The sequence below is a fragment of the Parabacteroides sp. ZJ-118 genome, from assembly GCF_011038785.1.
In the GTDB taxonomy this organism is placed as follows: Bacteria; Bacteroidota; Bacteroidia; order Bacteroidales; family Tannerellaceae; genus Parabacteroides.
Genome location: NZ_JAAKDT010000031.1, coordinates 16,520 through 41,719, shown reverse-complemented (window position 1 = coordinate 41,719; position 25,200 = coordinate 16,520). Strand labels below are relative to the sequence as shown.

At 44.9% G+C, this 25,200-nt stretch carries 19 protein-coding genes; 7 read left to right on the top strand and 12 right to left on the bottom strand.

The genetic code is table 11. The features are described 5' to 3' along the window. The first annotated feature begins 222 nt into the window (after nucleotides 1-222). Together G7Y39_RS09520 and G7Y39_RS09515 are read left to right on the top strand one after the other, a co-directional pair. Nucleotides 223-2,472 (top strand): trypsin-like peptidase domain-containing protein, encoded by a 2,250-nt coding sequence (locus G7Y39_RS09520; RefSeq protein ID WP_165157250.1) that lies wholly within the window; start codon nucleotides 223-225, stop codon nucleotides 2,470-2,472. Between the two features lie 267 nt (nucleotides 2,473-2,739). Next, the gene (locus G7Y39_RS09515) at nucleotides 2,740-4,431 is read left to right on the top strand and encodes a hypothetical protein (RefSeq protein ID WP_165157249.1); all 1,692 of its coding nucleotides are present in this window, start codon (nucleotides 2,740-2,742) and stop codon (nucleotides 4,429-4,431) included. An 87-nt stretch (nucleotides 4,432-4,518) separates the two neighbouring features. Here the strand turns inward: G7Y39_RS09515 and typA are convergent, their stop codons facing one another. Continuing rightward, complete coding sequence (gene typA, locus G7Y39_RS09510) at nucleotides 4,519-6,315, bottom strand: translational GTPase TypA (RefSeq protein ID WP_165157248.1); 1,797 nt, start codon at nucleotides 6,313-6,315, stop codon at nucleotides 4,519-4,521. Between the two features lie 170 nt (nucleotides 6,316-6,485). Here typA and rpsO point away from each other — a divergent pair, with 170 nt between their 5' ends. From rpsO to G7Y39_RS09485, 5 genes are all read left to right on the top strand, one after another. Continuing rightward, the gene (gene rpsO, locus G7Y39_RS09505) at nucleotides 6,486-6,755 is read left to right on the top strand and encodes a 30S ribosomal protein S15 (RefSeq protein WP_165157247.1); all 270 of its coding nucleotides are present in this window, start codon (nucleotides 6,486-6,488) and stop codon (nucleotides 6,753-6,755) included. Between the two features lie 159 nt (nucleotides 6,756-6,914). Continuing rightward, nucleotides 6,915-7,496: a helix-turn-helix domain-containing protein gene (locus G7Y39_RS09500; RefSeq protein ID WP_165157246.1), complete on the top strand. Its 582-nt coding sequence runs from the start codon at nucleotides 6,915-6,917 to the stop codon at nucleotides 7,494-7,496. A 13-nt stretch (nucleotides 7,497-7,509) separates the two neighbouring features. Beyond that, complete coding sequence (locus G7Y39_RS09495; RefSeq protein WP_165157245.1) at nucleotides 7,510-9,159, top strand: AMP-binding protein; 1,650 nt, start codon at nucleotides 7,510-7,512, stop codon at nucleotides 9,157-9,159. An 80-nt stretch (nucleotides 9,160-9,239) separates the two neighbouring features. Further along, complete coding sequence (ahcY, locus tag G7Y39_RS09490) at nucleotides 9,240-10,658, top strand: adenosylhomocysteinase (RefSeq protein ID WP_165157244.1); 1,419 nt, start codon at nucleotides 9,240-9,242, stop codon at nucleotides 10,656-10,658. 21 nt (nucleotides 10,659-10,679) lie between these two features. Further along, nucleotides 10,680-11,807: a glycosyltransferase gene (locus G7Y39_RS09485; RefSeq protein WP_165157243.1), complete on the top strand. Its 1,128-nt coding sequence runs from the start codon at nucleotides 10,680-10,682 to the stop codon at nucleotides 11,805-11,807. A 43-nt stretch (nucleotides 11,808-11,850) separates the two neighbouring features. Here G7Y39_RS09485 and G7Y39_RS09480 read toward each other — a convergent pair whose 3' ends face one another. From G7Y39_RS09480 to G7Y39_RS09430, 11 genes are all read right to left on the bottom strand, one after another. Continuing rightward, nucleotides 11,851-14,355, bottom strand: coding sequence for a YfhO family protein (locus tag G7Y39_RS09480; RefSeq protein ID WP_165157242.1), 2,505 nt, complete (start codon nucleotides 14,353-14,355; stop codon nucleotides 11,851-11,853). Between the two features lie 23 nt (nucleotides 14,356-14,378). Beyond that, the gene (locus G7Y39_RS09475; RefSeq protein WP_165157240.1) at nucleotides 14,379-15,155 is read right to left on the bottom strand and encodes a glycosyltransferase family 2 protein; all 777 of its coding nucleotides are present in this window, start codon (nucleotides 15,153-15,155) and stop codon (nucleotides 14,379-14,381) included. A gap of 2 nt (nucleotides 15,156-15,157) precedes the next feature. Further along, nucleotides 15,158-16,420: a glycosyltransferase family 4 protein gene (locus G7Y39_RS09470; protein WP_165157238.1), complete on the bottom strand. Its 1,263-nt coding sequence runs from the start codon at nucleotides 16,418-16,420 to the stop codon at nucleotides 15,158-15,160. A 164-nt stretch (nucleotides 16,421-16,584) separates the two neighbouring features. After that, nucleotides 16,585-17,526: a hypothetical protein gene (locus G7Y39_RS09465; protein WP_165157235.1), complete on the bottom strand. Its 942-nt coding sequence runs from the start codon at nucleotides 17,524-17,526 to the stop codon at nucleotides 16,585-16,587. Continuing rightward, the gene (locus G7Y39_RS09460; RefSeq protein WP_165157234.1) at nucleotides 17,519-18,391 is read right to left on the bottom strand and encodes a glycosyltransferase family 2 protein; all 873 of its coding nucleotides are present in this window, start codon (nucleotides 18,389-18,391) and stop codon (nucleotides 17,519-17,521) included. The genes G7Y39_RS09465 and G7Y39_RS09460 overlap by 8 nt, the downstream gene beginning before the upstream one ends. A 6-nt stretch (nucleotides 18,392-18,397) precedes the next feature. Continuing rightward, nucleotides 18,398-19,522 carry a glycosyltransferase family 4 protein gene (locus tag G7Y39_RS09455; protein ID WP_165157232.1) on the bottom strand — a complete coding sequence of 375 codons (1,125 nt, stop codon included), beginning with the start codon at nucleotides 19,520-19,522 and terminating at the stop codon, nucleotides 18,398-18,400. A 6-nt stretch (nucleotides 19,523-19,528) separates the two neighbouring features. Beyond that, entirely contained in the window at nucleotides 19,529-20,620 is a 1,092-nt protein-coding gene (locus G7Y39_RS09450) for a glycoside hydrolase family 99-like domain-containing protein (RefSeq protein WP_165157230.1), read from the bottom strand. Nucleotides 20,621-20,672: 52 nt separating this feature from the next. Next, nucleotides 20,673-21,518, bottom strand: a complete 846-nt coding sequence (locus G7Y39_RS09445) for a hypothetical protein (protein ID WP_165157228.1) — start codon at nucleotides 21,516-21,518, stop codon at nucleotides 20,673-20,675. Beyond that, nucleotides 21,500-22,942: a lipopolysaccharide biosynthesis protein gene (locus G7Y39_RS09440; RefSeq protein ID WP_165157226.1), complete on the bottom strand. Its 1,443-nt coding sequence runs from the start codon at nucleotides 22,940-22,942 to the stop codon at nucleotides 21,500-21,502. Before G7Y39_RS09440 ends, G7Y39_RS09445 begins: the two co-directional genes overlap by 19 nt. Nucleotides 22,943-23,024: 82 nt before the next feature. Then, entirely contained in the window at nucleotides 23,025-24,050 is a 1,026-nt protein-coding gene (locus tag G7Y39_RS09435; RefSeq protein WP_165157224.1) for a Gfo/Idh/MocA family protein, read from the bottom strand. Further along, nucleotides 24,047-25,177: a DegT/DnrJ/EryC1/StrS aminotransferase family protein gene (locus G7Y39_RS09430; protein WP_165157252.1), complete on the bottom strand. Its 1,131-nt coding sequence runs from the start codon at nucleotides 25,175-25,177 to the stop codon at nucleotides 24,047-24,049. Before G7Y39_RS09430 ends, G7Y39_RS09435 begins: the two co-directional genes overlap by 4 nt. Nucleotides 25,178-25,200: the final 23 nt, after the last annotated feature.

Here is a 25,200-nt window from a genome sequence, read left to right as displayed (position 1 = left end):
TTATTGAGGGTCAGAAATCGGGCAATCCGCAAAATAAACAAATCCTAACGGATGAGATTCCGCCTAACTTGTTGTTTTTCGGAGTCCGAGATTCTGCCTGATTCATTCTAAATTTAACGAACTATTGATGTAAGTTTGTCCGTACTTTTCAATTGGCAAACTTAGCGAAAAAACTTGATATATAGATCATGGGGTAAAGAAATATAGCTATATTTGCCCAATATGAAAAAGTTGACCTCTTTATACATTGTATTCCTGCTAACAATGCTAGGTTTTCAAGGAAATCTGAAAGCGCAGGTTAGCCACGGAGGCCGCCCGCTTCCGCTATCGCTCATGCGAAGTACAAACGGACAGATGTTTAAAGAAATGCCTCCGTTCGACGTCCAAGAAGAGTTGCGTGTCGACTCGCTGAATGAGAGCGACCTGAGAAGCGGCTTCCGTTTCGCCTATAAATTCATGACGGATTATAACCGGTACAACTCGGGAGTCACCTTCTCCGGACCGGATGGGACACGTGTATGGAGACTCGGCATCTACTCGCCCGGAGCCCTTTCCATCAACGTGCTCTTCACGGAATATGAACTGCCGGAAGGTGCCCAGCTCTTCCTGTACAATGAAGACCAGACACAAATATTAGGTTCGTTCAATCACCTAAACAACTCGGAGTTAAACCTATTGCCGATCTCTCCTATCCAAGGAGATCGCTTGATCATAGAATATCAAGAGCCGGCCAACGCCTCTTTTCAAGGAAGACTGACCGTCGGGGAAGTCAACCATGGCTACCGGAGCTTACGGAGGTTAGAACCGGGAGACAACATTTCACAAATCGGCAAGATCCCACCCTTAGCTTGTTATCAGGATAGGACAAACGATTACGCCCAATGGGGGCAAAGTGTCGTTCTCCTGATCATAGACGGAAGCGTAGGGTGCACGGGTACCCTGATAAATAATACCGACAATGACGGAAAGCCTTATCTACTTACCGCCTCCCATTGCCTGAACAGGCAATTCACGATAAAGAACCCCGACTATGAGAAAATAGCCGGAAGCATCGTCTGCTTTTTCAACTTCAACAGCCCTTTCTGCGACCCGATCCTAAGGGGAACGGAAGAGATGTCTACCGCATCCACCTATTTCAAGGCGGTTAATGAGATGGCAGACATGGCCTTATTGGAACTTACCGCCACACCTCCGGTTTACTACAGGCCTTATTATGCAGGCTGGAATGTGCGAGAGGTAGGACCTGCCCCCTATACGTGTATCCAACATCCCCAATATTCGGTGAAGCGAATCAGTATATCCGATGAGGATCTGACCCCCTTTACCTTGACAGATCCAAATATGATTTTTTACGAGGACGCTCATTGGCATGTCCAGACTTGGGGAATAGGTTATACGGCCAGCGGTTCCTCTGGATCTCCTTTATTCAATGCTGATGGAGAGATTATCGGAGCGTTATCCGGCGGGCAGTCCAACGAGACTAGTCCGGAGAATGACTACTTCTTCTCTTTGATGAAACCTTGGGATGCGATCGATACCCCTGAGAAACAGCTTAAATATTGGCTGAACCCATCCAATGACGAGACCAAGGTTTGCGAGGGACTTGATCCGTACAAATCGGCCCCTTGTTTCCGGTTGAGCAACATCTATGACTCCGGTAATCAAGAAAACGCCGAATGTACGCTTTATCCCGGGTCTGAAAAAGCGTATTTGTTCGGGAACAACCCTGCTAATATCACGGAATACGCGGAAGCTTACCAAGTAGCCGAAGCGGGTACCTTATACGGAGCTTATTTCGTAACACCGCCTGCCGGAGCGAACTACAAACAGATGGAAGTGGAAGTTACCGTTTACAGCGGCGATTCAAAACCTTCCACACTAATATATACGGAGACATTCCAACCCACCTACAGCAATCAATCGATATTGGACGATACGTTTATTGAAACCGCCAAATCCCTGAATCGGGCACAGGAAAGTTACATTCATTTCTCCAAACCACTGAACGTCAGTGGAAAGTTCTACATCGGCTATAGGCTCAAAAGCGTTCCGGAGAACACGTATTTCTCCGCTTACAATCTGCCCCAAGGCAAAACGACCCGGAATACGGCTTGGGTTCATGATAAAAATGGCTGGAGACAAGCTACCGAATATACGCAAGCAGGTTTTAACACCTCCTTGTTTATCGATCCCGTCATTCAATACGGCAACCCTGTCAGTAACGAGAAGATCGAGCTGGATGAGCAGGTACTCATTCACCTCGGTCCGGAAAAAGGCATGGTGCACCTCGTTTTGCCGGATGGAATAGAGAAAGCGGCTTATACACTGCACTCGGCGCAAGGCAAAGTGTCGGAAAACGGAGAGATCACAGGCAGACAGACCACACTCCATTTCCTGAATTTAACATCCGGAGTTTATTTTCTAACCGTGTACTATGAAGGGAAGCATCATACACAAAAGATTATATTTTAATCAAAAATATACAATAAGAGTCCTAGGAGACCATCCATATGAGGAAGGGAGACAAGAGGTACAGGGTCTTGTTTTTTCAATAATCCTCCCCATATTTCATGTATAGAACAAGCCTCGGATTCATTAATAAGTATTAATTAAAAAGATTTTATCGCTTCTTTGCTATCCATAACAAAAAAAATACTTTAGTTTTGCACGACAATGGCTAAGGGATAATTTGGAAGTGAATATATTAACATAGTAACATTTTAAACTTACATCAAGATTATGAACAAAAAATTTTTATTGCCATTCTTCGTATTGGCAGCCATTTTAACTCTTTCTTCTTGTTCAAACAAGTTGAAACCGTTGGCAGAACAGTACATTAAAGCAGAGCCGCAACCGCTAGAGGCCATCGGAGGCAAAGTCCCTGTAACGATCAATGCGACCTTCCCCGCTAAATGGTTCAACAAGAAAGCTGTTGTAACTGTAACACCGGTACTGCGTTACCAGGGTGGAGAAGCTTGGGGAACTGCTTACACTTACCAAGGTGAGAAAGTAAAAGGTAACAACCAAGTAATCCCTCAAAAAGAAGGCGCTAACGTAACTATGAAGTCTTCTTTCACCTACAAACCTGAGATGAAAAAATCAGAATTGTATTTGACTTTCGACGCAAAGATCAAAAACAAGACTGTTAAATTGCCGGATGTAAAGATCGGAGAAGGCGTTATCGCTACTTCCGAATTGGCTGATGCGGCTACCGCTACGGCAGCTATCGCAGCTGATAAATTCCAACGTATCATCAAAGAGGCTCATGACGCTAATATCATGTTCTTGATCCAACAAGCCAACCTTCGTGCTAAAGAATTGAACTCTGACGCTATCAAAGAATGGAAAGATCTTGTTAAGAACGCTGACGAAGCTCCAAACCAGAATGTAGCTATTGAGATCAGTGCTTACGCTTCTCCTGATGGTGGTTTCAAATTGAACAACACGTTGGCTGAGAATCGCGAAGGAAACACTACGAAATATTTGAACAAGGAATTGAAGAAAATGAAGGTTGACGTTCCGGTTGACGCTCGTTACACAGCTCAGGACTGGGAAGGCTTCAAGGAATTAGTTTCTGCTTCCAACTTGCAAGATAAAGACTTAGTATTACGCGTTCTTTCTATGTATCAAGATCCCGAGACAAGAGAGAAAGAAATCAAGAATATTTCCGCCGTTTACTCTGACCTGGCTGAGACAATCCTTCCGCAATTGCGTCGTTCTCGTTTGACTGCTAACATCGAGATCATCGGCAAGTCTGACGACGAGATCAGCGCTTTGGCTAAGAGCAATCCTTCTGAGTTGAATATCGAGGAAATCCTTTACGCTGCCACATTGACGAACAACGACAATGAGAAGATGGCCATCTATACAAAAGCTTCTGAATTGTATCCTAACTGCTGCCGTACTTGGAACAACATCGGTATGGTGGCGTTCAAGACTGGAGATTTGGCTAAGGCTGAGCAAATGTTTAACAAGTCTAATTCTGTTAAGAATAATGCTTCCGCTAACATGAACTTAGGTTTGATCGCGCTAACGAAGGGTGACCAAGCCAAGGCTCAACAGTTGTTCGGTAACGCTGCCGGTGTAAACGAATTGAGCGAGGCTCTTGGTGTTCTTTACTTAGAGCAGGGCGAATATGCCAAGGCTGTTAACTCTTTCGGTTCTGTTAAGACTAACAACGCTGCTTTGGCTCAGATTTTGGTTAAGGATTACAGCAAGGCTTCTCAGACTTTGAACGGCGTCGCTAAACCTGACGCTATCACTTCTTACTTGAAGGCTGTTGTTGCAGCTCGTACAAACGACGCTAACGGTGTAGTAAGCAACTTGAAGGCCGCTATCGCCGCTGACAAGAGCTTGGCTAAGGAGGCTGCTATCGACTTAGAGTTCGCTAAATATGCGACCAACTCTGACTTCGCTACTTTAGTAAAATAAGAATATATTCTTTCTAAATAATAAAAATAAAAAAGGGCCCCATCCGGGAAGGATGAGGTCCTTTTTTATTTTTATTCAATTAAGAACTTACCGACCTTGACGCTTGCGCTCTGTCTCATCCAAGATGATCTTACGCATACGCATACTGTTCGGGGTAATCTCCACATACTCATCCCCCTTGATATACTCAAGCGCATCCTCTAAGCTGAATACGACGGGGGGAGCCAAGGAGACCTTATCATCGGAACCGGAGGCACGCATATTCGTCAACTTCTTGGATTTGGTAACATTTACCACCAAATCATTGTCCTTGGTATGCTCACCAACCACCTGTCCAGCATAAACCTCCTCACCCGGAGCGATGAAGAAACGCCCGCGGGATTGCAAGTTATTCAAGGCATAAGCGAAAGCCTGGCCGGTCTCCATAGCGATAATCGAACCATTCACACGTCGTTCGATATCACCCTTCCACGGTTGATATTCCAAGAAACGGTGTGCCATGATAGCCTCACCGGCAGAGGCAGTCAATACAGCGTTATTCAAACCGATAATACCACGGGAAGGAATCGTGAACTCCAGGTGCATGCGACCATTCTTGCTTTCCATCATGGTCATCTCGCCCTTACGCTTCGTCACCATATCGATGATTCGGCTAGAGCATTCCTCCGGAAGATTCACCGTCAATTGCTCTACCGGCTCGCATTTCTCGCCATCGATCTCTTTGATGATAACTTGCGGCTGACCCACCTGCAACTCGTATCCCTCACGACGCATCGTCTCGATCAATACAGACAAGTGAAGCACGCCACGACCATATACCAACCAAGAATCAGCGGAATCGGTAGGGACTACACGTAAAGCTAAGTTCTTATCCAATTCTCTCTGCAAACGGTCAAAAATATGACGGGAAGTAACAAACTTACCATCCTTACCAAAGAACGGAGAATTGTTGATCGTGAAAAGCATAGACATCGTAGGCTCATCGATAGCGATCGTTGGCAATGGCTCCGGCTCATTCACGTCGGCGATTGTCTCACCGATCTCGAAACCTTCGATACCGATAATAGCGCAAATATCCCCGGACTGCACGGAATCAACTTTCGTACGTCCCAAGCCCTCGAATACATCCACTTCCTTGATCCTTGATTTCACCAGGCTACCGTCGCGCTTACAAAGCATGACATCTTGGCCCTCTCTCAACTCACCACGATGTACACGCCCTACGGCGATACGACCTACATATTGAGAGTAATCCAAAGAAGTAATCAACATCTGAGGCGTACCCTCCAACATCTGCGGTTCGGGGATATACTTGATGATCGCGTCCAGCAAAGCAGAGATATCCTCAGCCGGTCTCTGCCAATCCTCCGACATCCATCCCTGCTTAGCGGAACCGTAGATAGTCGGGAAGTCGAGCTGCTCCTCGGTAGCGTCCAGACTAAACATCAAGTCGAATACCATTTCCTGCACTTCCGACGGGCGGCAATTCGGCTTATCCACCTTATTAATCACCACGATCGGTTTCAAGCCCAGTTGAATTGCTTTCTGCAAAACAAAACGAGTCTGCGGCATAGGTCCCTCAAAGGCATCCACCAATAGCAAACAACCATCCGCCATATTCAAGACACGTTCCACCTCGCCACCAAAGTCAGCGTGACCCGGAGTGTCTATAATATTGATCTTATATCCCTTATAATTGATAGACACGTTCTTGGCAAGGATCGTGATACCTCGTTCCCGTTCCAGATCGTTGTTATCCATGAACTGATCCGGTTCTGCCTGTCCTTCACGAAAAAGTTTACCGGCTAATAACATCTTATCCACAAGCGTCGTTTTGCCGTGGTCTACGTGCGCGATAATCGCAATGTTTCTGATCTTTTGCATTGAAGACTAATTTATTGGCGACAAAAATACGATATTTTTACGATATATATATGACATTCATGCTTCAAAACACAAAAAAGATAATAAAGCCTATTGCAAATCCAAAAGGAATGTCTACCTTTGCGACCGCTTAGATAACATAGTATTAATTTATTAAAGTAGAAGGAATCATGTATTTAGATTCAGCGAAGAAAAAAGAATTATTTGAAAAGTATGGCAAATCAGCCACTAACACAGGTTCTGCGGAAAGCCAAATCGCATTGTTCACATTCCGTATCTCTCACTTGACAGAGCACTTGAAGGTGAATCACAAAGATTACGCTACGGAAAGATCATTGAAAATATTGGTAGGTAAACGCCGTCGTTTGTTGGACTATCTGATCAAGATTGACATCGAGAGATACCGCGCTATCATCAAAGAACTTGGCATCAGAAAGTAAGAAAGAACTTACTCGAGAATATAAAAGGGGCCGTCCTTATCAGGGATTACCCCTTTTTATTTGCCTTAATCCTAGATATAATAAAATATTAATGTAAATTCGCGCCGTTTAGTATCAATTTATCAACTATTAAAGGACTATAAATAACAAATCATACATATGGGAAACAACAAAATTATAGGTGCGAAAATTAAAAATATCCGAGAATCGAAACAACTCTCTATCGAGGAAGTAGCCGAGCGCTCCGGGTTAGGTATCGAACAGATCAAGCGTATCGAGGGTAACTTGGATTTTCCATCTTTAGCTCCCCTTATCAAAATAGCACGAGTATTAGGAGTACGTTTGGGTACATTCTTGGACGATCAAGCGGAGCTAGGCCCGGTCGTATGCCGCAAAAAGGACAGCGAGGCCGATGGCATCGGGTTCACGAACAACGCGACCCAAGGACACAAGCATATGGATTACCACTCGCTCTCGCAAGACAAGTCCGGCCGTCATATGGAACCCTTCTTGATCGAGATCGCTCCTTCCGAGGAAGGCGAAGATTTCGTTCTGTCCACGCATGAGGGAGAAGAGTTTATCTATGTATTGAGTGGCGTCGTAGAGATCAATTACGGGAAAAATACCTATATCCTAGAGGAAGGAGATAGCATCTATTATGATTCTATCGTGGCGCATCATGTACACGCGGCAGCCGACAGCAGGGCTCGAATCTTAGGAGTTGTCTATACACCTTATTAAATCCTGCTTTTTTATGGAATTACATAACAGAACCCTTGGCCAATGGCTGGAACATTGGGCCGAGGCTACACCGGATAAAGAGTATATCGTTTACTCAGACCGTGACTTACGTTTCACTTGGAGCGAATTCAACAAGCGTGTGGACGACATGGCGAAAGGGATGTTGGCGATCGGTATCACACATGGTACGCATGTCGGCGTATGGGCGACAAACGTACCGGATTGGCTGACATTCTTGTATGCCGGAGCCAAGATCGGTGCCGTACTGGTCACGATCAACACCAACTATAAGCAAAGCGAACTGGAATATCTGGTTGAGAACGCCGATATCCATACGATGTGTATCACGGACGGTGTGTTCGACGGAAGTTACATAGACATGGTCTATACCATGTTGCCGGAATTGAAGACCTCCCAACGGGGATATTTGAAAAGCGAGCGTTTTCCTCGTCTGAAAAACGTTGTATATATCGGACAGGAAAAATACAGGGGTATGTACAATACGCCCGAGATGTTGCTCCTCGGACAAAATATCAAGGATGAGACCTTAGAGGCCGCCAAGGCGAAAGTAAATTGCCACGACGTTGTCAATATGCAATATACGTCCGGTACAACCGGTTTCCCGAAAGGAGTCATGCTGACTCATTACAACATCGCCAACAACGGTTTCTTAACGGGTGAGCATATGAAGTTCACCGCCGCCGATAAGCTTTGTTGCTGCGTACCTCTCTTCCATTGCTTCGGTGTGGTATTGGCTTCCATGAACGTTTTGACGCACGGGTGTACGCAGGTGATGGTCGAGAAATTTGATCCGTTATTGGTATTAGCTTCCATACATAAAGAGCGTTGCACGGCCGTATATGGTGTACCTACCATGTTTATCGCCGAGCTGAACCACCCGATGTTCGGGATGTTCGACCTTACGTCGTTGCGTACCGGCATCATGGCAGGTTCGCTTTGCCCCGTTGAACTCATGAGAACCGTGGACGAGAAGATGCATATGCGTGTAACCAGCGTGTATGGATTGACAGAGACCTCACCGGGTATGACCCACTCCCGTATCGAAGATCCGGCCGAAGTGCGTTATAATACCGTAGGCCACGAATTCGAATTTACCGAGGTACGGGTTATCGATCCGGAGACCGGCGAGGAATGCCCCGTTGGTGTACAGGGCGAGATGTGTAACCGCGGTTATAATAACATGAAAGGTTACTATAAAAACGAAGCCGCTACCAACGAGACGATCGACAAGAACGGCTTCCTGCATTCCGGCGACTTGGGTGTTCGTGATGAAAATGGCAACTTCCGCATCACCGGCCGTATCAAGGACATGATCATCCGCGGGGGCGAGAATATCTATCCCCGCGAGCTGGAGGAGTTCCTCTATCATTTCCCTGGCGTGAAAGACGTGCAAGTAGCCGCTGTCCCTTCCAAGAAATATGGAGAGGAAGTGGGCGCCTTTATCATCCTTCACGATGGCGTGACGGCTACGGAGGAAGAGGTGAAAGACTTCTGCCGCGGAAAGATCGCCCGGCACAAGATCCCGAAATACATCTTCTTCGTCGATACCTACCCGATGACCGGAAGCGGAAAGATACAGAAGTTCAAGTTGAAAGACCTCGGGCTGAAACTTTTGCAGGAGCAAGGTATCACGCCGGTCTGACGATTTGGTGGACAGTGGGAGGTTGACTATATCACAGGTTTTCCGTACCTTCGCGTCTCAATCGTTTATAGTATTAATTTATGTCACAATTATTTCCAACCAATCTGCCTTATAAAGTGGCAGATATGAGTTTGGCTGAATTCGGTCGCAAAGAGATCGAGATCGCCGAACACGAAATGCCGGGATTAATGGCGCTACGCCAGAAATACGCCGATCAGAAACCCTTGAAAGGCGCACGTATCACCGGCTCACTGCATATGACTATTCAGACGGCGGTGTTAATCGAAACATTAGTTGCGTTGGGAGCGGACGTTCGCTGGGCTAGCTGTAACATCTTCTCCACACAGGATCATGCGGCGGCAGCCATCGCGGCGGACGGCGTACCGGTATTCGCTTGGAAGGGCGAGACGCTGGAGGAGTATTGGTGGTGTACGGACATGGCGCTTCGTTTCCCGGAAGGCAAAGGTCCTCACATGGTTGTTGACGATGGCGGTGACGCTTCCTTATTGATTCATATGGGATATCGAGCGGAGAACGATGCGGAGACCATCAACCGCGAAGGTGGGAATCATGAGGAACAGGTAATCCTGGATACATTAAATCGTATACTCCAAGAAGATAACGACCGTTGGCACCGTACGGTAGCCGAGATGAAAGGGGTATCGGAAGAGACGACCACCGGCGTTCACCGTCTGTATCAGATGATGGAGAAGGGAGAGTTGCTGGTTCCGGCTATCAATGTAAATGACTCCGTGACGAAATCCAAGTTCGATAACTTATATGGTTGCCGCGAGTCTTTGGCGGACGGCATCAAGCGTGCTACGGATGTTATGATCGCCGGTAAGGTGGTAGTCGTTGCCGGATACGGTGACGTAGGTAAAGGCTGCTCTCACTCCATGCGCTCTTATGGGGCTCGTGTACTCGTGACCGAGATCGATCCGATCTGCGCCCTGCAAGCCGCTATGGAAGGTTTCGAGGTTACGACCATGGAAGAGGCCGTGAAAGAGGGTAACATCTTCGTTACGACCACCGGGAACTGCGATATCATCACGATCGAGCATATGACGCAGATGAAAGACCAATCGATCGTATGCAATATCGGTCATTTCGACGACGAGATCCAAGTGGACAAGCTTGTCAACTATCCGAATATCAAGCACACGAATATCAAGCCGCAGGTAGACAAATATACGTTCCCGAATGGAAACTCTATCTTCTTGCTGGCAGAAGGTCGCTTAGTAAATCTGGGTTGCGCCACGGGACACCCGTCATTCGTAATGAGCAACTCATTTACGAACCAAGTTCTTGCCCAGATGGACTTATGGCAAATGGCCTATGAGGTAGGCGTATATCGTTTGCCGAAACGTTTGGATGAGGAAGTTGCCCGCCTGCACTTGGAACGCATCGGCGTAAAACTATCCCACCTGACGCAAAAACAAGCTGATTATATCGGTGTACCGATAGAAGGACCGTATAAGGCTGATCATTACAGATACTAATTAATTGAGAATAATTATACCATGCGTTTCGCTATTCTCTCCCCTATTTATCCCTATCGTGGCGGTATCGCCCAATTCAGCGGGATGCTTTATACGGAATTGGTAAAGGAAGGCCATGAAGTGAAAGCTTTCAACTTCAAACGCCTCTATCCGGATATCTTATTCCCCGGCAAGACCCAATATGTAGAGGGAGGAGACCGTGCGATCGAGATCGAGAGCGTGCGAGTATTAGATAGCGTCAACCCGGTTAGTTATTTCAGCACCGTAAACGCCATTCGCTCCTATGCGCCGGACGTGCTGATTATCTCTTATTGGATGTCCTTTTTTGTTCCCGGATATGCCCACGTAGCGAGCCGGATGAAAAAGCATTGTAAGGTAATCGCGCTTATCCACAACGCGATTCCCCATGAGCCACGCTTCTTTGATAAACCTTTAGCTTCGTTACTTTTCAGGCAGTGCCATGGCTTTATCGTAATGAGCGATAACGTGCGGCATGATTTGTGGGAGCTCTATCCGGGCGCTAAATATATCCAGAATCCACACCCGCTTTACAATCATTTCGGGAGTAAGATCGAAAGAGACGAGGCGTGCCGGAAATTAAGTATCAGCCCGTCCAAAAAGAACCTCTTATTCTTTGGATTGATACGGGACTATAAAGGATTGGACCTGCTAATCGAGGCGATGGGACAGCTTAACGAGGAGTACCAGCTCATTATTGCCGGCGAATGTTACGGCAGTTTCGAGAAGTATCAGGCTCTGATCAACGCATCTCCGGCAAAAGAGCGTATATTTGTCCACTGTGAATATATCAGCGACGAGGAAATCCCCATTTATTTCTCAGCGGCGGATGCCTTGGTACTCCCCTATCGCTCCGCCACTCAAAGCGGTGTCGTATCCGTAGCCTACAATTACGATCTACCTATGCTAAGTACTCCCGTAGGCGATTTCAAGAACAGTATCGAAAAGCCGGGTACAGGCATCGTAGTGCCTGAGATATCCGCGACAGCCCTCGCCCAAGGTATCGAGGAACTTTTCGCACCCACACGGCAAGCCACCATCCCCGCGAACATATCCAAAGAAAAAGCAGCCCTCTCGTGGGAAACCCTGACGAGAAAACTGCTCGATTTTGCCAATAGCGGCTTCTTGTAGTTGTGGAGACGGGGCATGCCCCGTCTCCACAACCAACCGGAATTTATATCTCTTTTTGCTTTCTGGCTTTCCAAACCGAATATCCTACCGCACCCATCAATAACAACAGAATAATCAATGAACTGAAAGAAGTAATATACGCCGCCGTAATATAACCTTGCGGTCTAAATTCAAATACGATTTGATGCTCACCCGCCGGAACCAGCATCGCACGTAATATCCAATCCGCCCGGAAATGCGGGGCGGGCTTACCATCAATCGTTGCCTCCCATCCCGGTTGATAATAGATCTCAGAGAATACCGCTAATTGCTCTGAATTGGCCTTCGTCGTATAGACTAGCTTATTGGGACGATAACTATCCAGCGTTATCGTAGCCGTTGAGTCTACTTGAGGCGTGAAACCTTTCACCTCATCAGCGAAACGTTTATCGACAACCGCCGTCGTTAACGGATTGATCGTATTCAACGCCGCTATTTCCGCATCCGCATTCTCCACGACCTCCACTTTATCCACAAACCAAGCGTTGCCGAAAGCGAACGGATTCCTCAAAGGCGGTTGCTCCGGATTATAGATAACATAACGTGTGTTGAGCATATTCAAGGAAGGGCAGGCAGCGAGCGCCCCCATCAAGTCCTCGGCGGTCTGCGCTTTCTGGAAAGCCCCGATAATCGAGTTAAGCTCTCCTTGCAGACGGTGATCGATCAGTTCTTGGTATCGTCTCAGCTTTGCGGCGTAATAACCACCGATAGAGTGGTGATAATAAGATACACTAGTCTCCTGAAATGGATTATTTAACGTCACTACACGATAAGAAGGATCTTTATCCTTCATGATTCCCTGATCGGCTACCGTCTCCTTATATACCTCTGCAGGTTTCTGGCGGATAAAGTTGCTATCGTTCAAATACCGTTTATCCACCACCCACAAATCGACCAACATCAAGGCCGTAACACCGATTCCTACGAAGGTCGCCACCTTTTTCCGATCTTTCGAGGTATAGAACCAACACAACAAAGCCGCCCCTAATAAAATAAAGACCAAAGAGCGCAACGCATCCGCCGAGGCCAAGGAAGCACGATCTATCAACAAGGCGTTGTAATACCAATCCGGCAACTGATATTGAGTGTCGAAAGAAGAACGGAAATCCAACAGCATACTCGGCATCAACCAAAGAATTAAGGAAAGCCCCCCCGTGATAACCAAAGCAGCGATCAATCCTCTCTTCAGCAAGGCATCGCTCACGGTCTCGGACAACACTTCTTTCAGCCCCCATATAGCGATAATAGGAAATACCATACCCGGAATAACCAATGCCATCTCTACGGTACGGAACTTATTATACATCGGCAGGTAATGGAACATAAAGTCATTGAAGCTATCAAAATTACGTCCCAATGCCAACAATATCAAAAAGACAGAACCTCCGAGCAACCACCATTTCATCGGATTCCGGATCACGAACATGCCCAGGACAAACAAGAAGCAGACCAATGCCCCGAAGTAAACCGGCCCGGAGGTAAATGTCTTCTCTCCCCAATAGGTAGGAGCTTGCACCTCTTTTCCTACTTGAGCGCCTTTCGCCCTTAGTTCCCTATATAACTCCGAATCCGGTCCTAACACACCTCCAGATCCCCCGCCATAAGCATTAGGGACCAGCAATGTCAATAGCTCACCTCTACCATAGCTCCAGGCAAAAGCATAATCCTTATCCAGGCCGGAGGAAATCTTCTCACCCGAAGGGGTCGTTGTCGTTAATTCCGTAGCCCCACGAATAGAGTTCTGTCCCAAATCCCATTGAGCGTACATATTCTGGGCGTTGGGAAGGATCGCCAAGATAACGCAACCAACCATAATCGCCGTCACTTTGCCTAACTCTTTGTATGCTTTCTCCCGTAGCTTAGCGAATACGTATCCCAGATAAACAAACAAACAAAGCAACAATAAATAATAAGTGATCTGGATATGTCCATTCGAGATGGATAGCGCAACACCTAACAAGAATACGATTCCTCCCCATAAATACTTACGTTTGAACAGGAGCGCCATACCCGCAAGGGTTAGCGGCATATAAGCGATTACATACGCTTTCGTTATATGCCCGGCTTCTATAATGATGATATTATAAGAAGCTAACGCGAAAGCGATCGAACCCGCAAGAGCCAGCCACCAATTCACCCCCATCACACACATCAATATATAAAAACACACCAATCCGGTAAATACCATGCCCGCATTCAAATAACCGACACCTTTTAATGGCGTCTCTAATAAAGTATACCCAGGCAACCTGGGGGAAGGATTCCCATATCCTCCCGCATAGGGCATTCCTCCAAACATGGCATCAGACCAAACGCTAAATTCACCGGGCTGGGCAGATTTCTCATATTTCTCCATCTGGCTACCTCCCATGCCAACCGCTTTCTCCATGTCTCCCTGACGGATCGATTTACCCTCAAACACGGCCGGGGCAAAATAAACCACTGTCAGCACCAAGAACACAGCCACGGCAGCGACATGTTTTCCCCATTTACTCATCATACTCCGCATAAAACTTATCTATAATTTATTATTTATACTCTACCTTTAAACCACTTGGCAAAACAGAACCTCACGGCGAACCAACCATGCAACAGAATCGTCGACATCTTGCCATAATACTTACACATGACCTCATATCGCTCCTTTAAAGAAGCTTTCCGATTCACACTACTTAACCCTTCCTCCAAGAAATCAGACAGGATCAAACGTGTATTATGTATTCTTTTCGATCGTTTCAGACATTGAATGCACCAATCATAATCGGCCGTCAAACGATAATCCGTATTATACGACGGAGCGATCTCCCGTTTTGATATAAACGACTGGTGACAAACCAACATCCCCATCCGGAAGCTTTTCCAAGTCAGTTTATCCGGTGCTTTCAACCTGCGCATCCCCAACGATTTGCCTGTCGCGTCAACGATCCGGGTCTCTCCGTAAATCACGTCCGGCAAAGATACTTTCTTTTTCAAAGACGCCACAATTCTTTGTACGGTATCTGCGGTATAAAGTGTATCGCCCGCGTTCAAGAACCACACATAATCCCCCGTAGCCCGCTTCAACCCCTTATTCATAGCATCATACAAGCCTTTATCAGGCTCGCTTATCCAAGAAGCGATACCGGACTCATATTGCTGGATGATCTCTACGGTCTTATCCTTCGACGCCCCGTCAATCAATATATACTCGATATTCGGATACGACTGGCTAAGTACGCTCAATATCGTACGCTCCAACCATCGCTCCGCGTTATAGGTAATCGTTATGATCGAAAATGTAGGCTGCAAGTTGTTTAATTTCTCACTCATATCTAATTCTTACTATCACAGACTTGCTTGTACAAAGAAATATACTGTCCGGCAACGACCTCTTCAGCATAACAATTGCGAACTTTATCCGCACAAGCAGAAGAAAGATTCAAAGTTGCATTATTATTTAAGATCCACTCTATCCCCATTGTAAGATCTTCAGTATTCTTATATTTGGCTACATACCCATTCTTCAAATGATCTATCATTTCCGGAATCCCTCCTGTCTCAAATCCCACACAAGGCGTACCGCATGCCATCGATTCCATAATCGTATTGGGTAAGTTATCCTCCAACGAAGGAATAACGAACATATCGGCACAGGCATAAGCGGAAATCATAGAGTCTTGATCCGATATATATCCCAGCGTATTCACTTTAAAAGGAAACTGGCTAATCAATTCTTCCGAGCTATTTCCCATCAACACGATTTCTATGCGATCTTGATATTTCTTTTTTAGTTTTTCGCAAGCCTCGATCAAAAAAATCGCTCCTTTCCGGGTATCTGAAAGCTTAGCGGCGGCAAAAAGAAGAAGGAACTTATCTTCCGGCAGGCAGAATCGTTTACGGGCCACCCGCTTTTCCATACGCTTAAAGGCTGTCACGTCAATCGGGTTAGGAATCGAGATAAAACGGGCTGTTCTCAACCAATTGCCTTTTTGGGCCTCTTCCATTATCCATCGACTACAACCGACAAACGTAATCTTAGATAGCCCAATTTTCCCTTTCTCTTTAAAAACAAAAGCCGCTAAATCAAAAAACGGATTTCGTTTCAGCATCGGGCACTGGTGGCAATTCGATATATACTTCTCACATTCTCCCGGATAGTGACAAATAGCCGTAGCAGGCCACAAATCATGCATAGTCCACACAATAGGTTTTCCGGTATTTACTAATTTCTTGATATCAGAAAGAGATAAAAATCCTTGATTGATCCAATGCAGATGAATCACATCCGCCTGTTGTACCAGCGGGTGCTTCGATAAGTCCGTGCCTGTATTGGCTATGGAAACTTGAAAGAGGTTCTTCTTGCTAAAGAAGTTACAGATAAAGATTACCAGTCGTTCCCAAATGAAGCGAAAAGAATTAAGCCTATGTAAAATCCATGAATTATTTACAGAGAAAACTTTTACATGATCCGTCTTCCGATCACGTACTAACATAGAAACTTCTACACCAGATTTACCCAATGCTTTCGCTAACCGGTTTGCGGCGACTGCCGCTCCACCGGTTAATTCAGAGGTATTTAATATCAATATATTCATTCTTTCTCTATTCTCTTTGCAAAAATAGGAACCCTACGCCAAACCACCGCTGTTACCACTATTTTTCCGTATAGTATCTTTAAATCCGAAGAGGAGTGAACCTTAATACATCTCAAAGAGAAATTGTCCATACACTTTTTGAAAATGACATTGTGATCATAGAGTTACCATAACAACCAATGATCAAAATCAACCCCTGTACAAATATTAGGGTTTCTCATTCCAATATACATTCCGGGATTAGAACTATAAGTGCCTATAAATTGCTGCGCATTAGATAAAATATCGACAGACGCAAATAACTTAATCAATTGATTTTGACGGAAATCTTCTGATTCTTCCATAAAAGAAGAATGAAAATATCCTCTCTCTTCCTTCGAACAAAGGGTATAAACAGACCATTCGGGGTACCTAACAGAAATCTCTTCTATAACACTATAATCATCTGTCAATACAAATAAATTTTTAGTAGTTATAGTTTCACGTACACAATCAAAATATTTATCTACCGCCTCTATCTTATGTTCTATAAACTTATCACCGCCCCGAATATGCATTCCTATGTACTCACCAGGCAACGACAAATCATGGATAAGCGTATCCACGCAAATCTTTGTATCTTTATTATATCTCCATGTCAACTTTATCAACTGAGAACATGCTTGCTGTAGATTTCCATCAATTCCTAACTCTGGAATAAAATAATGCTTTTCAGCCATTCTCGGATCTCTAGCTTTGCCAAAGACATCCTGAGTTAATAAATCCTTTCTCCAAATACATAAATAAGGTTTTATATCAGAAAGGTATTTCAAGGAATGACTTCTTAATGTTTTTTTTATACTATAACGCCAGTCAGAGGATCGTCTATGCATACGATGGTCTATAACCATATCGCAAAAAGGCTCAAAAAATCCACACCATCCTGCCGTATGAAAATTGGAATATCTATCTAATAAAAAACGATACCTATGAGTTAAACAATATAACATAGACAGAATCATATTATTATACTCAGAGAAGAATCCCGCCTCTATCCCAACGCGATAAACTAGGCGCCGATAAAAGGAATTGTTCAGGTTAAGCCAATTATCATATAATTTATCCATGGCATCTTAAGTTATTATTAGAAGTATTGATTATCTGATGAAGCTCTAGATCTTTATCAGAATAAAGATCATACAGCTTACATATATTCTTTTTACATTGTTCCTGCGTAAAAACGTTATTCCAAATACGCATACCTCCTGCACTCAAAGAAGAAAACCCCGTCTTATACCAACCCACTTGGCAACCATTCAACCATGCACGTAAACACAGTTCTACATCATCGAATTGGAATGGAGCAAAATCAAAATCAATATGCTTTAATTTCTCTAAAAAAAGAGAACGGTTAAGCCACATCGGAGCTCTATTAACATGAGGAACAAAACAAAAATCAATATCCTTCGTAGGAAGATCATAATCTAATATATCGAATCTGCCTTTTTGTTTATCTATAGCAAAATCAAGGCAATCTCGTCCTCCTAAAATGGCCAACTCAGGATATTTCTCAAAATAAAAGACTGCGTTATCTACCCACGACAAATCCTTAAAATCGTCATCATCCTGTAATAAAGCCACAAATCGCCCGTTTGCCATGCGAATTGTTTTGTCATACATCACATTCTCATACAAATCATTTGCCCTTAATAGAAACTCATTACCTCTATTTAAATAACGTGCCAAGGAGATATAATGATTACGATCTGAACCATCATCAATCACAACAATCTCAGCTTTCGGATAGCTTCTCAATTTATCAACAACATGTTTTACCTGTATACTTTTATTATGAGACTGTATGATAAAACTCACTTTTGGATCATTAATGTATCCTTTCGCTTTCCAGTCTTCATACGTTTTCTGCTTTTTTTTAAAAAAACGCTTTACTAACGCCCAATACAGCCTTTCCCAAATTAAACGAATATCCATTTTGTATTAATTAATTGCCAAATATAAACACTTTAACAAACAATCCATCCTCTCCGCATATCGAATTTGCATCTTATTACCTTTCAACGCTATCTCTTCAAGTCCAACAACACCCATCAATGCTTTTTTTAGCTTATGGCATAAATCGGATTCATTAGAAGGGTCAAATACTAAACCATTTTGGGGCTCATCTATTAAACAAGCCGATCCTGCGATAGATGAACATAAAGTATAGCAACCGGATAATAACGCCTCATTCACAACCGTACCAAAAGGTTCATATAAACTAGGTAAAACAAAAATTTGTGATAAATTATAATAAGCCAACAGGTCTAAGCCTTCTTGTTTTCCCATAAACCGTATTAAACCTGCAGATATATAGTCTTGTACCTGAGACTCCAAATCTTTACGTAAATCTCCATCACCTACAATTAACAACCTAGCATCAGGGAAATCAGCGTTAACATGACGAAACGCTTTTAATAAAAGAGATACATTCTTTATCTCAACCAGACGCCCCACATATAAAATATTTTTTTTCCCTATTAAACTATACTTATTAGCAACAGAGGCAGAAATTGATAAAGCTTTCAGCAACCGTTCTCTAAAAAAACTATCTGACTGAATAATAGGAAAATAAATATATTTCGATTTAAATCTCAAATTGTTTTCATACCAAGTCAGCACATCATTATCAGCTAGTATCACGATCGAAAGGATATGTAACATAACGTAACGGGTAAGCTTTTTAACAAAATGCGCTCCTTGAACCATCGATACGTTATCATCGCATATAGATACCACCGTTAGATTCCAGTTAAACAACAACTTATAAAAACATACTAAAAGTCCTAACAAATTATACTCTGAAACAAAAACAACATCAGCCTTATTCTTCCACAAAATAGTCAGTACCCCAAGCCTCAGATTCTTAATGCCCATAAAACCTGAAGAAAGAAAATGAGGTGCGAAACACAATCGTTTTCTAAGTTTTTCCTGATCAAAAGCCTGTTCCAAAGCATTATCAAACTCAAAATAAAAGCTTGCATCAAACTCTTTAGCTAACGAGTTAAAAAAATCAACTCGATAAGGAGCTATCGCCGGATGTAATATAATCGCTCGTTTTCTCATATGACTCTATCTGATATCCTTTTGCAAAGCCGTACGTAAAGCCTCCAAATAGCCTCTGCCAAAATTCAAATCCGGCTCCACATAATTTCCTTCAGCCCATTCATTCCAAGACTTCAGAATCACGATCCGATGATCATCGTCCTTATTTAGGATCGAACGAATCGTTTGCTCTACATGTTTCTGAAAAAGTTGAGGAGTCGAACCTTTTAAAATAGCACCATAACGTCCTGTCCTAGGAGAATGATCCCAATTGGGAATTATTGTAGGATAAACATTTTCCTTCTCATCCTCTTTACCAGAAAAGTACCTCATCGCATCCTTATATCTACACCAGAAACCATGTTTAAAAAACTCTCTATTTATCTTATTAACTGCCTTTTGAAAAAAAGACAAACCTATTCTCTGGTATTCAAATAGTCTCACGACATTTACCGCATCATATCCCATCGACCGAAAATCATCTATATCATTGGGTTGATACGTATGAGCGACAAAATGAATACCCGTTAAACCATTCCGGGCAGCCAAACGTTGCCAACAGTCTATAAACTCCCTAGAATCCGGAATTTCCGCTGGAGCGAAAATTAAGAAAAAAGGTTTCCCGTCAACAGTCACATATCTCTTATCCTCAAACGCTGGTAGTACGTCATAGAAATGACGCTCATAATCAAGAAGTCCGCCATAAGTTTGATCAATCAATGACTCTTTCGTCTTAACTCCATTATAAATACCTTTCCATGAATGATTTGCCCACCCTAAACAAAAAGGGAAATCCGGTTTGCCTGAAAGCAATACTTCATTAAAGGGCCTTTCCAGCAAACGCCTTCCATTCCCAAACCAATAATGCCAATAGCAGAATGCTTCCACCCCATACTCTCTTGCCATATCAGCCTGGGCCTGGCGAGTTTCCGGAACTCGCAAATCATAATATCCCAAGTCTGCCGGAACCTGTGGTTGATAATGCCCCCTGAACAAAGGCTTGGCTTTACCTACGTTCGTCCATTCCGTAAAACCTTTCCCATACCACTCATCATTTTCGGGTATTGGATGAAATTGCGGCAAATAAAATGCTAAGACTCTTATTTTATTTCTATTCATTACCTCCAATAATAAAATAATATTTTAACTCAAGATGTAAAATAAAAAATCATCACCGAACTAAAGATAAGACCTCCAACTTAATTGAAAATAAGTCGGCAGCTAACGTAGAATAAGTACTCGCCATTGAACCATATATTTTCTCAGTATGCGCCAATGTATATAATTCAATCAAAGCATCAACTATACCATTCTCATTATCTCTCCGCACTTCTTTTAAGCTAGTTATTATCCGGTCTCCAAATAAATCTAAAAGTCTTCTTTTTTCCTCGGATGAGTCAGACGCCACATAAAACAACGTATTAGGATCAATTGCGATCTCTTCTTTTATCTTCATCGTGAACAAGGATAACGGGCTGTTTAAAGTAGGTGCCAAATGGTCTCCACGCCTAATGTGTACCCCTATGACACGATGATTCGTAAACGCAGAGATACGAGCCTTTATTTGCCTTTGATGCGTTTCTAGCGGCAAAATATATCGAAAAGTATTATCATGCTTATAAAATGATTGAAATTGAACCAAATACACAGAATTATACCGTTGAAATGATTTCAACAAAGTTGAAGAAGAGAATGATGCATAGACATGCTTCTCATAAATTCTCTCCGGGAAACGCATTCTCTGATATAAATAAGGCAACCAAAAATTACGTTTTCGTGGACGGTCATAAATATAATGCCAGAAAGACGCGTCTATAACCTCTACTTCCGATGGAGCAATATCAATATGAAATAAAGAATGAAAATTTGCTCCCATCCCCCAATCCTTGAACCAAATCACCCGAAGCCTTATCGAGTTATCTCGACAGAACGAAATGGCCGATGAAATAGCATAATATCTATTAGCCAATCCCCCCACTGGAACTAAATATAACGTTTTCATTTTCTTTTTTCCCATATAAACTCTATGCATTCCCTAAATATCACAGACTGTGTCTTCCACATGACTCCTATATATAAGATTACAGATACGATAACCTTCAAAGCAAACCGTACATATATATTCTCCGAGAAAAGAGAGACCCACCAAGCGCAGCCCAAAACGGTGAGAGTGATAAGAAAATAAGGTGATATATCTCTTATTACATGATATAAACTAACACCCATCAAACGGCTCGCAAAACGATGCCATACAAGCAGCCAGCAAAGGTAAGCAACTACATAAGCCGCAACCATCCACAAAATCCCATAAGGTAACATGATTATTAACAATAGTATCTGGAGTATGCCAAATATTACGTTCGCATGCAAATAAATATTAGATTTCCCATGACTGATCACGATATTTTTATAAAGCTCGCATATCGGAGAAAAAGCTCCCCAAGCACACAGTAATTGTAAGATAGGGACACAAGGCGCCCACTTTTCCGTAACCGTAATCAGGATCAACTCATTTGCGACCAATGCCATGCCAAACATCAATGGAAAAGATATAAAGGCCGTGAAACGGATCATTTTCCTTAAAACCTGTACTTGCCTTTCTTTTTCATAAGAGACTTGTGCGAATACCGGCTGAGCTACTCCCGAAACCATTCCCGTGATCAATCCACCCCCTATATTCGTCCATTTATAGCCTTGGGAATAATAACCCACTTGCTGAACCGTATAGAATTTACCCAATAGGATGGAGAAGATATTCGTAGACATCTGGCTAAACAGATTTGTCAATAACAACCTTGCGCTAAACGGGAACATCTTCCTCAAAGGCTGAAGGTTAAAAGAGAATGTAGGTCTCCAAGGTGAATAATACCACCTGAGAAAAGTACCTAAACAGATATAAAATGCTCCTTGAATGGCAATCCCCCAATAGGCCATACCATTCAACGCCATGATCAGTGCGGCGGTGTTGGATAGTAACAACGCATAGATATCAATCTTAGCCCTTTCCTTGACCATCAAGTTTCTAAACAAGTAAGCGGCTTGTGCCGTTCCAAAACAACCAAACAAGAAACTTAAAAATACGATACGGGATACCCACAACAAATCCGGCTGGTCAAAAAAAACGGCAATCAAAGGCGCCGAGAAAAACAAAACCACATAAAGGCCGATCCCTACGACTATATTAAACCAAAATACAGAGTTATAATCCTCATGCTTAATATCCAACTTATTTGTCAAAGCTGCCGAGAAGCCGCTTTCTTGAATAGCATTCGCAAAACCCGTAAAAATCGCCAACATCCCAACCATCCCATAATCTCCCGGCGATAATATACGAGACAAAAAGATTCCAAACAGCAACGCGAGTATCTGTTGCACGCCATTGCTCACTCCTCCCCAGAAGAGGCCTTTCGCTGTCTTATCTTTTAGTGATTGTTCCGCCATTTGATACGTATGGTAAAGTGCGGCAAAGATAAGCATTTACCTTTGGCTGACACTAAAAAAACGCGACTTTTCAAACGCACCGCTATCTCGCGCTTTTCCCCGCGTAAATCCTCCGTATGATGTCCACCACCTTCATGCCTTCCAGGACGTTGGTCGTTATGATCTCGCCGGGGGCGCCGGAAAGGACGTTGACCACGTTACGGATCACGAAGTTGTGGTTTTGGGCGGAGCCTTTGTAGGGGCCATAGTCGTTACCGGGGTTGGTAGGGGCCAATTCCGGCATCTCATAATCCTTGATATGGCAATATTCCACCGCGTTCATATATTGGCCGCCGATTTTCACGCTGCCGTTCTCGGCCACGACCAGCATGCTGCTCTCCAGGTTCTTGTCCCACACCGCCGTAGAGTAGTTCAAACAGCCCATCCCACCGTTCACGAAATTGAAATTCACGAGACCGGAATCCTCAAAGGCGGTGAGTTTCTCGTGGTTGAAGTCGGCGAGACGGGTCCGGATGTTACAGATATCCCCGAACAGCCAGTACAGGATGTCGATGAAGTGAGAGAACTGGGTGAACAAGGTGCCACCATCCAGGGCGGCGTCGCCATGCCATCCTCCGGGTTTATAGTAGCGTTCGTCACGGTTCCAGTAGCAATTCAGCTGCACCATGTAAATCTTACCCAGCCTTCCGGACTCGACCATCTCCTTCATCCAGACCGAAGGCGGGGAATAGCGGTTTTGCATCACGCAAAATACCTGCTTGCGGAATCGCAACGAGGTATAGACCACTTTCTCGGCATCCGCCAAGGTCAAGGCCATCGGCTTCTCTATGACCACATGGTGCCCGCTTTCTATCGCCCGGATCGCCATCGCGGCATGCAAGCCGTTGGGCGTGCAAATATTCACCACATCTATCTCCAATCCCAGGCGGAGCAGCTCCTCCATATCCCGGGCGAAGGGGACCGCGTAAGCCTCGATCCCCAGCTCCTCCCTTGGGCGGATATCACACAAAGCGACCAGCTCCGCCCCCTCATCCCGGGCGATCATCTCGGCATGGCGCTTACCGATATGGCCGCAGCCGACCACGGCGAAACGTATTTTCTTACTCATAAGACACTCTTTATAGATTCTATAATATAGGCTTGCTCCTCTTCCGTCATCTCCGTATGGATCGGTAAGGATAAAACGGACCGGCTCAGGCGCGAGGCGACGTCCAAGTCTCCGGAGATCCGGCACCGGCACCGCATCACCTCTTGCTCCTGCAGGGGCAACGGATAATAAATCATGGAAGGGACGCCTCGCTCTTTCAGCGCGGCTTGTACCCGATCCCGCTTATCCGCGTCCAGCCGTATCGTATATTGATGATAGACATGCGACGAGAAGGCCGACCGCTGCGGCGCGCGCACGGCATCCGAGCCGCGAAAGGCGGCATCGTATCCGGCGGCTACCTCGCGACGCGCGGCGGCGAATTCCTCCAGGTGCCGGAGCTTGACCGCCAAGACGGCGGCCTGCAAGCTGTCCAGGCGGGAGTTGCGACCCACCAGCGTATGATGATACCGCGCCTTCTGCCCATGGTTGGCGATCATCCGCAGGCGCTCGGCCAGGCGCGCGTCGGAGGTGAACATCGCCCCGCCGTCGCCATAGCAGGCCAACGGTTTCGAGGGGAAGAAGGAGGTCGTCCCGATGGAGGCGATCGTACCGGCTTTCCTCACCGTCCCGTCCGAGAAGGTATAATCCGCGCCGAGGGATTGGGCGTTGTCCTCGATCACGGACAGCTGATGGCGGCCGGCGACGCGCGCGATCGATTCCATATCGCAACACTGCCCGAAAAGGTGGACCGCGATAATGGCTCTCGTCTTCTCGGACAGGGCGTCTTCTATCTTTTCCGGGTCGATATTGAATGTCCGGGGATCCACATCCACCAGCACCGGCACCAGGCCAAGCGCCAGGGCCACCTCCGCCGCGGCGATATAGGTGAAGGCGGGGACGATCACCTCATCGCCCGGACGCAGGCCGGAGGCCATCAGGGCGATTTGCAAGGCATCCGTACCGTTGCCGCACGGGATCACGTAGGGGACACCCAGATAATCGGATAAACGGTCGCAAAACTCCCTCACCTGAGGGCCGTTGATAAAGGCGCAGGCCTCCATCACCGCCCGCATGGCGGGGTCGATCTCGCCGCGCAGGCGTTCGTACTGCCTCCGCAGGTCTACCATCTGTATCGGTTTCTCAAGCATCTTCTTATCCATCCAAAAAGCGG